This window comes from Novipirellula methanifontis (genome assembly GCF_052161655.1).
In the GTDB taxonomy this organism is placed as follows: Bacteria; Planctomycetota; Planctomycetia; order Pirellulales; family Pirellulaceae; genus Novipirellula.
This window is the reverse complement of record NZ_CP197418.1, coordinates 2,562,266-2,575,078: the sequence shown is the minus strand read 5'-3', so window position 1 is coordinate 2,575,078 and position 12,813 is coordinate 2,562,266. Positions and strand designations below refer to the sequence as shown.

Annotated in this window: 8 protein-coding genes; 6 read left to right on the top strand and 2 right to left on the bottom strand. The window is 54.6% G+C overall.

Annotated features, from left to right (window positions below):
* Positions 1-2: 2 nt before the first annotated feature.
* Complete coding sequence (locus SH528x_RS09035) at positions 3-3,488, bottom strand: pyruvate carboxylase (RefSeq protein ID WP_442510199.1); 3,486 nt, start codon at positions 3,486-3,488, stop codon at positions 3-5.
* Positions 3,489-3,908: 420 nt separating this feature from the next.
* Between SH528x_RS09035 and accD the strand changes: the two genes are divergently transcribed.
* The 6 genes from accD to SH528x_RS09005 all read left to right on the top strand — a co-directional run bounded on the left by accD (position 3,909) and on the right by SH528x_RS09005 (position 9,760).
* Positions 3,909-4,847 carry an acetyl-CoA carboxylase, carboxyltransferase subunit beta gene (gene accD / locus SH528x_RS09030; protein ID WP_442510198.1) on the top strand — a complete coding sequence of 313 codons (939 nt, stop codon included), beginning with the start codon at positions 3,909-3,911 and terminating at the stop codon, positions 4,845-4,847.
* Between the two features lie 94 nt (positions 4,848-4,941).
* Positions 4,942-5,844, top strand: coding sequence for a serine/threonine protein kinase (locus tag SH528x_RS09025; protein WP_442510197.1), 903 nt, complete (start codon positions 4,942-4,944; stop codon positions 5,842-5,844).
* A gap of 301 nt (positions 5,845-6,145) precedes the next feature.
* Positions 6,146-6,982 (top strand): hypothetical protein, encoded by an 837-nt coding sequence (locus SH528x_RS09020; RefSeq protein ID WP_442510196.1) that lies wholly within the window; start codon positions 6,146-6,148, stop codon positions 6,980-6,982.
* On the top strand, positions 6,960-7,169 hold the full coding sequence (locus tag SH528x_RS09015; protein ID WP_442510195.1) for a hypothetical protein: 210 nt from the start codon (positions 6,960-6,962) through the stop codon (positions 7,167-7,169). Before SH528x_RS09020 ends, SH528x_RS09015 begins: the two co-directional genes overlap by 23 nt.
* 246 nt (positions 7,170-7,415) lie before the next feature.
* On the top strand, positions 7,416-8,450 hold the full coding sequence (locus SH528x_RS09010; RefSeq protein WP_442510194.1) for a proline racemase family protein: 1,035 nt from the start codon (positions 7,416-7,418) through the stop codon (positions 8,448-8,450).
* On the top strand, positions 8,447-9,760 hold the full coding sequence (locus tag SH528x_RS09005) for an NAD(P)/FAD-dependent oxidoreductase (RefSeq protein ID WP_442510193.1): 1,314 nt from the start codon (positions 8,447-8,449) through the stop codon (positions 9,758-9,760). The genes SH528x_RS09010 and SH528x_RS09005 overlap by 4 nt, the downstream gene beginning before the upstream one ends.
* A gap of 295 nt (positions 9,761-10,055) precedes the next feature.
* Here SH528x_RS09005 and SH528x_RS09000 read toward each other — a convergent pair whose 3' ends face one another.
* The gene (locus SH528x_RS09000) at positions 10,056-12,611 is read right to left on the bottom strand and encodes a dockerin type I domain-containing protein (RefSeq protein WP_442510192.1); all 2,556 of its coding nucleotides are present in this window, start codon (positions 12,609-12,611) and stop codon (positions 10,056-10,058) included.
* Positions 12,612-12,813: the final 202 nt, after the last annotated feature.

Sequence of the window (12,813 nt, the reverse complement as noted above, 5' to 3'; positions counted from 1 at the left end):
GGCTACTTAACGGTGATCGTCGCCAACAAATCGCCCGCTTCGACTTGGGTGCCTGCGGGTGTTTGGATGTTGGCGATCGTTCCGCTGACTGGCGCGTTGATGGTGGTTTCCATCTTCATCGCTTCGAGCACCATCAACTTTTGACCTTCTTTCACTTTGTCCCCTTCGGCTGCAGCAACCGTGATCACCATTCCCGGCATGCTGGCGGCCACTTGACCAGGATCGTTGGCGTCGGCCTTGATTGCCGCTTTGACCTTGGGCTCAAGTGATTTGTCGAGGATCGAAACTTCGCGTGGCTGACCGTTCAGTTCAAAGAAGACGGTACGCGTGCCATCGGGATGGGGTACCCCGACCGCCAAAAATTTGACGATCAAGCGTTTGCCGGGTTCGATATCGACCGCAATTTCTTCGCCTGGTTCTTGTCCGTAGAAAAAGTTGGGGGTCGGAATGTGATCGACGTCGCCGTAGGTGTTACGGTGTTTGGCAAAGTCCTCGAACACTTTGGGGTACAGCAGATGCGTTACTGCGGCACGGTCGTTTTCGGGATCGCCGGTTAGCTTTGCCGCGGCAGCTCGAGCTGCAGCAACGTCGGCCGCAGGCATCGAATCACCCGGACGGTTGAGCACCGGTTTTTGATCGCCCAGAATGATCTTGATGATTTCGTCTGGGAATCCGCCTGGCGGTTGTCCCATCCGTCCGCCGATCAAATCAATCACGCTGGCGGGATAGGCAAGCGATTTGTCGGCGGTCAAAACATCTTCGGCTGACATCTCATTGGCGACCAAGAACAATGCCATGTCACCGACCGCTTTACTCGTCGGGGTGACTTTGACGATGTCGCCGAACAAGCGATTTACTCCGGCATAAGCTTTGCATACTTCGGCCCAGCGATCAGAGAGCCCCAGTGCACGAGCTTGTTGATACAAGTTGGTGTATTGTCCGCCAGGCATCTCGTGTTCGTAAAGGTCGCCGGTGGCAGGCAACACGCTGCTTTCGAACGGCAGATAGAACTCACGTGCGGCCTGCCAATACGTTGCCAATTGCGTCAACGCTTCGGTCGACAGCGAGGACTCTCGATCGGTGTCGCGAAGTGCTTCGACCAACGTGTTCAGGTTGACTTGGCTAGTACCACCGGAAAGCGGTGCGAGTGCCGCGTCGGCAATTTGCAAACCTTCGCCAGCGGCGGCCAAAATCGTTGCCGCTTGGATACCCGCAGTGTCGTGCGTGTGGAAATGGATCGGGATGCCGATTTCTTCTCGCAAGGCACGGATCAACTGGACAGCGGCGGCCGGCTTGCAAAGTCCGGCCATGTCCTTGATCGCCAACAAGTGGGCGCCACGTTTCTCGAGCTGTTTGGCCAGCTCGACGTAGTACTTGATGTCGTATTTAGTACGTCGTGGGTTTTGCAGATCGCCGGTGTAACAGATCGATGCTTCGCAAATCCCGCCTTCGGCCAAGACCGCGTCCACCGCGACGTTCATGTTTTCGAGCCAGTTGAGTGCATCGAAAACACGAAAGACGTCCATTCCTGCTTGCACCGCTTCGCGTACAAACAAGCGGACGACGTTATCGGGATAGTTCGTGTAGCCCACCGCGTTACTGGCTCGCAGCAACATCTGAGTCAGGATATTGGGTACCTGCTCACGTAGGTCTGCCAGGCGTTGCCACGGAGATTCTTGCAAGAACCGCATCGTGGTATCGAACGTTGCTCCGCCCCACATTTCCAACGAGAACAGCTGTGGCGTCAGCTGTGCGTACGCCGGCGCGATCTGCAACATGTCAAACGTTCGCACGCGAGTGGCGAGCAGCGATTGATGCGCGTCACGCATCGTGGTGTCGGTGAACAACAGCCCTTTTTGTTGTTGCACCCATTTGATGAGCCCCTCGGCACCGTCGCGGCGAAAGATGTCCTTGGTCCCTTCGGGAAGTTTTTGGGCGGGCAGTTCGATTAGTTTTTTCAGTTTCGGAACCGGTGCCGGTTCGCGGCGAGTTGCAACGGGGCGTCCGACGACAAGCGGGTTGCCGTTGACGATCGTTTCACCGAGAAATGCCAACAATTTGCTGGCCCGGTCGCGACGACGTGGCAATTCAAACAGCGACGGAGTTTGGTCGATCAAGCGTGTCGTTGCTTCGCCAGCCAAGAACGCCGGGTAGTTGATCATCTTGATCAAAAACGGAATGTTCGTTTTCACGCCACGAATGCGGAACTCGTGCAAGCAGCGGTTCATGCGCGACGCGGCCGAGGCCAGCGTGGGGGCTCGCGCGGTGACTTTTACCAACATCGAATCGTAGAACGGATTGACCACTGCACCGCTAAACGCACTGCCAGCGTCCAACCGAATGCCGAGTCCGGCTGCACTGCGGTAATGGCTGATGCGGCCGTAATCGGGACGGAATTGGTTGCTTGGGTCTTCGGTCGTCACACGGCACTGCATCGCAAAACCGCTGGTGCGAATCGCATCTTGTGACGCCATTCCCACCTCTTCGCTTTCAAGCGGATAGCCTTGTGCGACTAAGATTTGGCTACGAACGATATCGATTCCCGTGACTTCTTCGGTCACGGTGTGCTCGACTTGGATGCGAGGATTGACTTCGATAAAGAAGAACTGCTTCGCATCGACATCGAACAGAAATTCGACGGTGCCGGCATTTTCATAGCCGCTGGTGCCATCGCCGACGGCACGTCCAATTTTGATTGCCGCCTCGCACATCGCCTTGCGGACGTCCGCACTTAGGTTGGGGGCCGGCGCGATTTCGACGACCTTTTGATGTCGCCGCTGAACGCTGCAGTCACGTTCCCAGAGGTGGACCAGATTGTTGTGTCTGTCACCGAGCAGTTGGACTTCGATGTGGCGTGCCCGTTGCACGAACCGCTCGACAAAGACTTCGTCGCTGCCAAACGCCGTTTTGGCTTCACGTTGAGCCGCTTCGAGTGCCGCAGGTAGCTCTTCGGCAGCATTGACGACTCGCATTCCGCGTCCGCCGCCCCCCTTGGAGGCTTTCAAAATAACGGGGTAGCCCATCGAATTGGCGATTTCGAGTGCTTCATCGACACCCGAGAGGGCTTTGTTGTTGCCACCCAAAACTGGCACCTGGGCCGCTTCGGCGATCTTTCGTGCTGCGGTTTTGTCACCAAGTTGTTCGAGCGAGTTGACGCTGGGGCCGACAAACAGGATGCCGGCGTTTTCCAGTGCCCGTGCGAACTCCGGGTTTTCCGACAGGAACCCATAACCAGGATGGACTGCATCGACATCATGCTTCTTGCACAGATCGACGATCGCTTCGATGTTCAAGTACGAGCGAATCGGTTCGCCGGGTTCGCCGATCTGGTACGCCTCGTCCGCCTTGAAGCGGTGTAGTGCATAACGATCTTCGTGAGAATAAATCGCAACCGTGCGAATCCCGAGTTCCGTTGCACTGCGGAAGACGCGGGTCGCAATTTCGCTGCGATTGGCGACAAGAAGTTTTCGTACCGGTCGAATCGTCATGATCGTGTCGTCAATGGATGAGGAGTGAGGGACTTTTCAGTTCAGGTTTTGTATCGGCATCGCCACCGGCGTCAATCCTAACGGTTGGCAAGCTTGAATGCTGGACGCGGAAGTGATTCTACGCGACTGTCAATAATTCTGCGTGACCGTGGCGGACCACTTCTACGGGATGACCCACGGTGTTGGCTAGATGCGTTTGACACTCTTTTTTGGGCCAGACCTACGGACGTTTAAGGTCCTGTTTACAGCAATCTAGCGAAACCAGGACATGAGGTCATGAGGGGTGTGGGGGGCATGTCCCGCAATCCGCGTCGAGCGACTACAATTTGAGGGAGCACAAATCGGAAAAATCGGCTAAGGTGAACGATCGATTCCGACTTTCAAATTGTTGATCCCCTAGACAGTATGGTCCGAAATAGCATGGCAAGCGTTGATTCGACCCCTTCTAAGACCGACGACCCCAACCCGGTGGTCTCGTCTGACGCTCCGCAATCCGAAGGCGTGTTGGCCGCTGACGCATCGACCGGCCAGGAGAGCGTGGACTCGACGGCGCCGCCCAAAAAACGTGGCGTGCCCGAAGGTTTGTGGGTCAAATGCCCTGGTTGTAGCGCATCGGTCTACAACAAAGAGGTTGCCCAGCGGTTGAACGTGTGCCCCAAGTGCGAATATCACTTTTATGTGTCTGCACGCGAACGCATCGCCCAAGTTTTGGACGAGGGCACGTTCGAGTCGATGAACGAGCATCTGCGACCCACCGATCCGCTGGAATTTGCCGATCGACGCAAGTATTCCGAACGGCTAAAGGCGGAACAAAAACGCACTGGGCTTAGCGACGCTGTGCTGACCGGAACCGGAATGGTGCGGGCTCGTCGCGTGGCGTTTGCGGTGACCGACAGCGCGTTCATTATGGGCAGCATGGGATCCGTGGTCGGCGAACGATTGACGCGTTTGATCGAATTTGCAACCGAACATGACCTCCCGCTGATCATCATCAGCGCCAGTGGCGGGGGGGCTCGAATGCACGAAGGCATTCTCTCGTTGATGCAAATGGCAAAAGTGTCCGCCGCGTTGGCGCGTTATGACGCTGCGGGGGGGCTATTCGTTAGTGTCCTCACAAACCCCACGATGGGCGGGGTCGCGGCAAGCTTTGCCTCTCTGGGGGACTTGGTATTTGCCGAGCCAAAGGCATTGATTGGATTCGCGGGTCCGCGAACAATTAAGGCGACCATCGGAATTGAGTTGCCAGAAGGCTTTCAAACGAGCGAATTCCTGCTGGAACATGGCTACATCGACCGGATCGTGCCACGAAAATCGCTAAAAACGGAGATTGCTCGCGCAATCGACTATTGTGGAAAGTAGGTTTTCCCTAGAGGGGGCAGTTGCCTAGGGCAGCCGTCTGGAACACCTATAACGCTTTTTCTTTTCTCTTGTTTCCCAATGCTCGCGTGACCCTATGGGGCTATTTGATTCGCTAAAGGCCAAGTTCAACTTCACCGGGGGCGTAGCCAAAGCCAACGCGAGAATCAACGTCGAACTGCGTTTTGACCGGGTGCGAACCAGTGCCACCGGGACGATGAGTAATTTCTTCGTCGCCAACGATCGCGAGCACAAACGCACCGTCGGCGTCAAATTGCTTGACATTGAGAAGATGGAGCAATTTGAGGCACGTTTTAAGGGACTCAAAAAGCCAAGCGAAGGCGAAATCGCCTTGGGGATGAAGCATCCCAATGTGGCCGAAACCTACGAAGCCGGGTTGACCAGCAAAGGCCAACCGATCTTGGTCATGGAGTTTGTCGAAGGGCCCAGCCTGCAACACGTGATCGTCAATCGCCAAGAAGCAAACGTCAAAGGCAAACGGATGACGTTGATTCGGCAGATGGCCGAAGCGATCCGATACGTCCACTCTCGCGGCTACATCCATCGCGATATCTGTCCCCGCAATTTCATCTGTTTTCCCGATTTTAGCGGGCTGAAACTGATCGATTTTGGCTTGACTGTCCCCGCGACCCGTCACTTCATGGCTCCGGGTAATCGCACCGGCACGCCGCTTTATATGTCCCCGGAAATTGTTCGGCGTCGTTCGACCGACTATCGCGTCGACATCTTTTCGTTTGGCGTGACGTGTTACTGCTTGTGCTGTTTCGAGCATCCGTGGCAGGGGGATGTAGTGAACGGAAAGGCAGCACTGCATCACGACACCTCACCGCCGAAGGACCTATTGGAGCGGTGCCCCGAAGTAGAACCGCGACTCGCTCGCGCGATCATGGGAGCACTTCAACCGAACGTTGAGAAACGGACGGCAAGCATGGAGCAGTTCCTGCAGGCGATCAAATCGCTTGAGGGGATCGATTACTAGCCCCGATTGCCGCATGAATGCCCAATTAGCGGCACCAAATCATCGTAAAAAGCAGCACAAACCGACCCTGATGTTAAACCACGTCCGGTTTAACTGTTTTAACAACGTTTTCGTTGACACTCTATTTATGGGCTAACTATACTTCACTGGTCGCGTGGAGTGAGTTTCTCTCTTCTCGATTATCAGAGCGTGCCAGCGTTGACGAATTGCCACTTTTTGCAGTTCACTCGCCTATCGCGTCGCTGGATCTCTTTTTCGTCGGGGATCTCTTGTCGGTCGGAACGTATACGGAATTTTCGCAATGACCCTACTCGGGAAGTCGTTCTCAGTCATCATCCTCATCCTCAGCTTGACCTTTATGGTTTTGGCTTTGGCGGTTAACGCATCGCACCGCAATTGGCGGGACGTCGTGACAGGCCCAGGTGGACTGAAAGAACAAATTCAAGATTTTGAATCAACCAACGAGCAACTTCGTGATACGCAGCAACGCGTTGAAGCGGCTTTGGCTCGTGAACAAGCTGCACGTCGAACGGCGCTCGCAGCGTTGACGACTCAGTTGGACCAACTGAAAGACCAACTGCAAAAACGTGAAGAGAGCTATCAACAAAAAGAAGCTCAAAACACCGTGTTTGCTCAAACCGATCGTAGCCGTGCCCTGCAACTCGAAGAGTTGACCGCCGAAGCGAATCGATTGCGACAACAAATTCGCAAGGAACAGGAAGACCGCGACATCCTGTTCACTCAAACATTGAAGTTGACGGACCAAATGAACAAGTTACGCGGGATTGTTCAAATCCAAACTGAGCGTAACGACCAATTGATGGCTCAAGTAACCCGTTACAAAGAAGTCGTCGACTCGAAGGGAATCGATATCAACGAACCGCTTGATGGATCGCCTCCGGATCGCAACGGCACCGTGTTGGTGATCAATCGTCCCAAGAGATTGATCGAAGTTTCGATTGGATACGATGATGGATTGCGATCAGGCCACCATATCGAAGTCAGTCGCAAGGGCCGCTACGTTGGCAAGGCCCGCGTCTTAAAGATTGAACCCGATCGAGCTGTCGCGGAAATCCTAGCCGATTACAGCCAAGGCATTATTCAGGAGGGCGATCGTGTCGACACTACCCTCGATTGAGAAACCACGTAAACAACCTCCGAGCGTTTACACCGTCATTTTGATCCTCGCGATGCTGTTCATGCTCGTTGCCGTGATCGCAATGTACGTTGAACTAAGCCGCTGGGCTCCGGATTACTATCGCACCAATAGTGCTCAACCCGGTGCGATGGTCGTTCCAGCTAACAACAGCACCGCGCTGGCGTAACGCGAGGGCCACCGCCTTCATCGAGCGGTACTCACTCCTGTTGCGATTGCTTTCATGGGCAAGCGGAATACGGCTGCTGGGCTGGTTACGCTGATTCCGCGTTCTGGAGTCTTGTGGGCCGGTCATTTTATTGCAAACATAGTTGCTTAGCGAATGCATTCTGCATTGGCTGTCTCGGGCAAGAGTCGACGACTCGGCACGAGAACGGACACAACCTCCTATTGTTTGCCCTACAATACCACTCCCATGAAAGTCTCTGCTCCAAAAGTCGAGCGTATTTCGACGATTGATTCTCACACTTGCGGCGAGCCCACTCGAACGATTGTTTCGGGAGGTCCCGATCTTGGCAAAGGAACGTTGACTCAACGTCAGCAGCGTTTCGCCAAGGAATTCGATCACTATCGCACGGCTGTGATCAACGAACCTCGTGGTAGTGACGTGTTGGTGGGTGCATTGTTGTGCAAACCCACTAACCCGGAGTATGCGGGGGCAGTCATCTTTTTCAACAATACGGGTTATTTGGGGATGTGCGGCCATGGCGCGATTGGGGTCGCGACGACGCTTGCCTATCTCGGTCGAATTGGTCCCGGGTACCATCAACTTGAAACTTCGGTCGGAGTGATTGGTTTTGAACTCGACGAAGACATGCATCGGGTCACGATCGAAAATGTCCCCAGCTATCGCTATCGCAAAGCGGTTGCGTTAGAGGTCCCTGGTTTTGGTGAAGTGACGGGCGACGTCGCTTGGGGTGGCAATTGGTTCTTTCTGGTTCGCAGTGAATCCTCACAAATTCGCCCGCAACATCTCGATGAACTGATGACATTCACCAAAGCGATCCGCAAGGCTTTGGATGACCAGAAAATCACCGGCCATGCAGGCAAGGTGATCGACCATATTGAATTGTATTGCGATTCAGGATCGGGTGACGGACGCAACTTTGTTCTTTGCCCTGGCGGGCAATGGGACCGATCCCCATGCGGCACCGGCACAAGCGCCAAGCTGGCGTGCCTAGCCGCCGATGGCGAACTGGAGCCCGGAAAACGTTGGCACCAGGAAAGCATGATTGGAACGTATTTCGAAGCAAAGTACCGATTGGCCAGCGAAGAGGAAATCAAAAAACTAGGGAACACGGGGATCGATCCAGGGCAATCGGTTGCCGACTCGGTGGCTGCCAGTTCAGGCATCATCGTTCCAAGCGTCACGGGCGAGGCCTCGGTCACTGCCGAGAGTCAATTGTTGCTTGATCCCGATGATGCATTCCGGTACGGAATCCCAGTATGAGTTTGCCGCAGGATGCGTCTGGTAGTTCCCCGTCAAATCACATTGCCGCTACGGAGGGCGAGTCGCGCCATGTTGCGATCGTAGGTGGCGGAGTGGTTGGCATCGCCTGCGCTCATTACTTGAATCTGCGCGGCTATCGTGTGACCGTGATTGACCGCGGCCGTGTCGGGGGAGGATGTTCGCATGGCAACTGCGGTTACGTGAGTCCGAGCCATGCGTTGCCGCTGGCCGAGCCCGGTGCGATTTTCTCGACGCTTAAGGCGATGCTGAAATCGAATCCACCGCTGCGTATCCGGCCTGGGATGAACATTCATCTTTGGAAATGGTTGTGGAACTTTTCGCGTCGTTGCAACAAGACCGATTGGATCCAATCGGGGCAGGCGATACATCCGCTGCTCACCGAATCGATGCAGCTTTACGGTGACTTGATTCGCGATTACCAACTTGATTGCGAATGGACCAAGCAAGGATTGCTTTTTGTCTACAAAAACCAAGACGCCTTGCAGGCTTATGCGCCCATCAATGCGATGCTGAGTCGCGATTTCAACGAGCCAGCGCGACGGATGTCCGCGAGTGAGTTGCTGGACTTTGAACCGGGACTGCAGCAGGATGTTGCGGGGGCGTGGTATTTTGAGCACGACGCTCACTTGCGACCTGCCCGCTTGGTCGCGTCATGGCGAGATTCGCTGCAACGTCGTGGTGTTACGTTTATTGAGAATCAATCGCTCGAAGCGATTGTCGAGTCGGGCGGCAACGCGCAAAGTGTTACGCTGTCGTCTCAGCAAGTTGCGGCGGATCAGTTTGTGATTGCCACGGGGGCTTGGACGCCGCTGCTTGAGCAGATGCTTCGCTTTCGTGCACCGATACAACCCGGTAAAGGGTATTCGATCACGATGCCGCGTCCCGAGAACTGTCCCACCACTCCGATGATTTTGCCTGAACGCAAGGTCGCTGTAACCCCTTGGGGATCGGAGCTCCGTTTAGGTTCGATGATGGAGTTCATCGGTTACGATTCGAGCATTTCCCAAAAACGTCTCAAACTGCTAACGCGAGCGGCGGCGGATTACTTGACATGCAAGCTGCCTGATTCTTTCTCTGAAACCTGGTACGGTTGGCGACCGATGACCTACGACAGCACTCCGATCATTGGTCGTTGCCCAAGTTTCTCGAATGTTTATTTGGCATGTGGACACAACATGCTGGGGCTGAGCATGGCTCCAGCAACCGGTCGCATGATTGGGGAACTACTCTCGGGTGACCCCACCAGCATCGAAGCACAGCCGTATCAAGCAGAGCGTTTCACCGCCTAAGAGAGTATCCGAAAAGGGGTCTGACCCTCTCCTGCCGGGCAAAAAACTCAACAATAACGACTCGCTTCCAAAGGGTCAGACCCCTTTTCGGTTGCTCTCTCAACGGCGTTATTTGTCGCGTGGATCGTCTTCTCTTCGGACAAACCAAAACCACAGCAACCCCATGCTGGTCAGAATCAGTACCAGGGAAAAGACAGAGATAATCAGCGAGATCATGGTTGGGGTGCAGGTTATGGGAATGCGGGTGGCGTGACGCCTGTTACCGCTCGCTGCACTTTCTTCGCGATGGCGAAAACTAGAACAACAAGCCCTCTGCGTCGATGGCCTGGTTTTTCTCGTCATCATTATCACGTATGAATGCATCCACTTGAATAGGGGCAAAAATGACGGGGTTTCGCTCCCCTAGCTGCTCGCTTTGCCCAGTGCCGATGCGATTCAGTTCGTTGATGACAATCAAAGCATCGAGTGGCGTGATCCGGTAGTCGCCGTTGACGTCGTAATACAAATCCCCGCTAGGTTGCTCCTTGCTAGGGTCCAACGTGGAGCTTGCAATTCGAAATTGCAACGCATTGATAATCGCAAGTGCATCACTAGCGGTGACTTTGCCGCTGGAATCCACATCAAATCGATTTAGCGAATTTTGGAACAAAGGCGGTTCGTCATCAACCAAATCGATGCTCGCCGAAGCCGAAACGTAGCCACTCGCGGAGAAGGTGTAGCTTAATTTCTCAGTCTGTTCCGGATCGGTGTCGTTCACGGGAACCAAACCGATCAGCACACTGGTTTGATTTGCGGGGATGGTAAAGTCACCGTCGAAACCAAGCTCACTCGCATTGCCACCGGAAACCTGGATAGGCAACGCTTGGGATGTGTTGCTATTGCTACGGGTAATCCGCAACTGCACGGCATTGGAGGCGGCGTCTTCGCGGACCGTTTCCGCAGTGAAAATTGCAGCAAGTGTTTCGTGATCTTTGACGAGCAAATCGATCACTCCCGGGTCAACACCCGTGCCCGAAGCAGACAATTCGAGCGTTTGGTCTCCGTCGAGCAAAGCGTCATCCACCGCAGCGACTGCAACTTTGACCGAGGTTGCATTGGCGGGAATGATTGCCGTTGCCGGGATCGTGGCCTCGGTCGTGTCACTTGATTTCAACTGGACAGTGAAGGGGCTGCTCGACACAGGCCCCGACCGCGTGATGGTTAGCTCTGCGGCAGCGGCACCCGCATTCTCGACAATCGACGACTTGTTCAGGGCGAGTGACAACTTCGGCGGCGCCGTCACGGAAACGGTAAACGTTTTCTCGTCGTTGCCTCCATCACCGTCATCCACGCGAACGCGGACGGTAAAGCTACCCACCGTTGAATAAGTGTGAGTGCCGTTAAAGGACGCCAGCGTGGGGCGGGTGGCATTGCCAGTCTGATCGATCGTAGCAATACCGGAATCAACCTCGCTTCCGTCACCCCAATTGACCGTGTAGCTAAACGTTTCGCTGCTAGACGGATCCGAGATTGACCCGATGTCGGTGATCGAAAGGGGCGAGTTAACGACCACATTTTGGTTCGAAGCGACAGTGAGCGTCGGTTTGACGTTGGTGACCGATGCGGTAGTGACGGGGATGATAAGCTCACCCAGGCCGCTACCGGTCAAGACGATTTCCACGGGAAAACTTCCATTGTCACCGTATACATGATTGGCGGTGACCGTAACGGTCGATCCCACCAGCGTCCAACCGATATCGTCGAGCGCAGCAACGTCGAGTGATGTGATCGGTTGTCGCTCGTTGTTGTTGAGCGAGCTTCGCATCAGCGTCGCTTGATTGTCCGTGTTTAAGATCGAATCCGCCCAGTGAAAGCTTTGATTCAGCGGCGGATTGCTGGTTCCAACGTAAGCCGCGTTCGCTTTTGCACCGGTAAAGGAATTTCCGTTGGTAAAGGTGGCCCAGGACTTGTTGATCCCCGCGTTGCCGAATCCTAACACGTGTGTTAATTCGTGCATCGCGACGGTAATGAAATCGGTTTGCCCGGGCTGAATGCCGCTGATGTCTTTATTGAAGTACCAATTGGTTCCGTTGTTATCAAAAGCAACGGATCCGCCCCACGGCCCGAAATCGGTTGGCGGCGATGCTTTCGCTCCGGCCTCGCCACGAAAGATAACTGTGTCTTGAAATGCATTGAAACTCGCAAGTTCCGCTGGCGTTACGAGACCTGGATTGACCAGCCGGTACCCACCTGGTCCGCCACGCCCCCGCTCGAAGCCAGCCAAGTCGCGGGCACCCACGAATATCACAAGTTCGTTCGCGTTGACCGTCAAGTTTTTAGCCTCGATGTCGCGTGCTGTGCCGTCGTTGTTGACCGTCGAATTACCAGTGGATGGATTCGTGAAATTGGCAATCCATTCTAATTTTCCCCCTGGATTCGGATTGATAGCATCTAGCTCATCCGAAAAACGGCGAACGATTGAATCTGCGGCAGCTTGCAGAAGTGCGCGTCGGGATAGATTTTCTCCTGAAAAAAAGTCCGAAGTATCCAGTGAATAGTCAAAGCGAATTTTCAACCCGCCCGTCGCTGGCTGCGAATTGACCGCAGCGGCAGTTTGGGTGCCATCGCCCCAGCGGACTTGAGCGGAGATGTTGCCGAGCAGGCCCGTAGTATCCACATTACGAACGATCTCAAACGGATCCCCTTCGGCCACCAGTAACCGACGATCCTCGAGAGTCTGATATCGGATCGGACGTTGTACCGCACCCCCTCGTCTTTGCCGCACCACCCTTGGCGTTTGTCGGCCAAGTGGGGCAGAAAAAAAGGATGCGAAAATACGGGCGAGCGCCGTTTGGGCAGTGTGTTTGAACATAGCAAATCAGTTTAGAACCAAAGTGACTAATGGCGGATCGCCTATTGATGATATCGACCACTCGGAGGGTCAAACGCCCAGAGAATCGTGAAAAGCTGTATGGTCGACGCTGCGTTTTCGCAATGCAGGCTCTCGAAGGCTAACAGGGTACCCCTGCAGGGGTATCTGGTCAACCGTTTGGATTTTGAATGGAACAGAGTGT

Bases quoted from the DNA above. Each gene is read 5' to 3' on its own strand.
- SH528x_RS09035 (WP_442510199.1), bottom strand. From the start codon at position 3,488: ATGACGATTCGACCGGTACGAAAACTTCTTGTCGCCAATCGCAGCGAA.
- accD (WP_442510198.1), top strand. From the start codon at position 3,909: ATGGCAAGCGTTGATTCGACCCCTTCTAAGACCGACGACCCCAACCCG.
- SH528x_RS09025 (WP_442510197.1), top strand. From the start codon at position 4,942: ATGGGGCTATTTGATTCGCTAAAGGCCAAGTTCAACTTCACCGGGGGC.
- SH528x_RS09020 (WP_442510196.1), top strand. From the start codon at position 6,146: ATGACCCTACTCGGGAAGTCGTTCTCAGTCATCATCCTCATCCTCAGC.
- SH528x_RS09010 (WP_442510194.1), top strand. From the start codon at position 7,416: ATGAAAGTCTCTGCTCCAAAAGTCGAGCGTATTTCGACGATTGATTCT.
- SH528x_RS09005 (WP_442510193.1), top strand. From the start codon at position 8,447: ATGAGTTTGCCGCAGGATGCGTCTGGTAGTTCCCCGTCAAATCACATT.
- SH528x_RS09000 (WP_442510192.1), bottom strand. From the start codon at position 12,611: ATGTTCAAACACACTGCCCAAACGGCGCTCGCCCGTATTTTCGCATCC.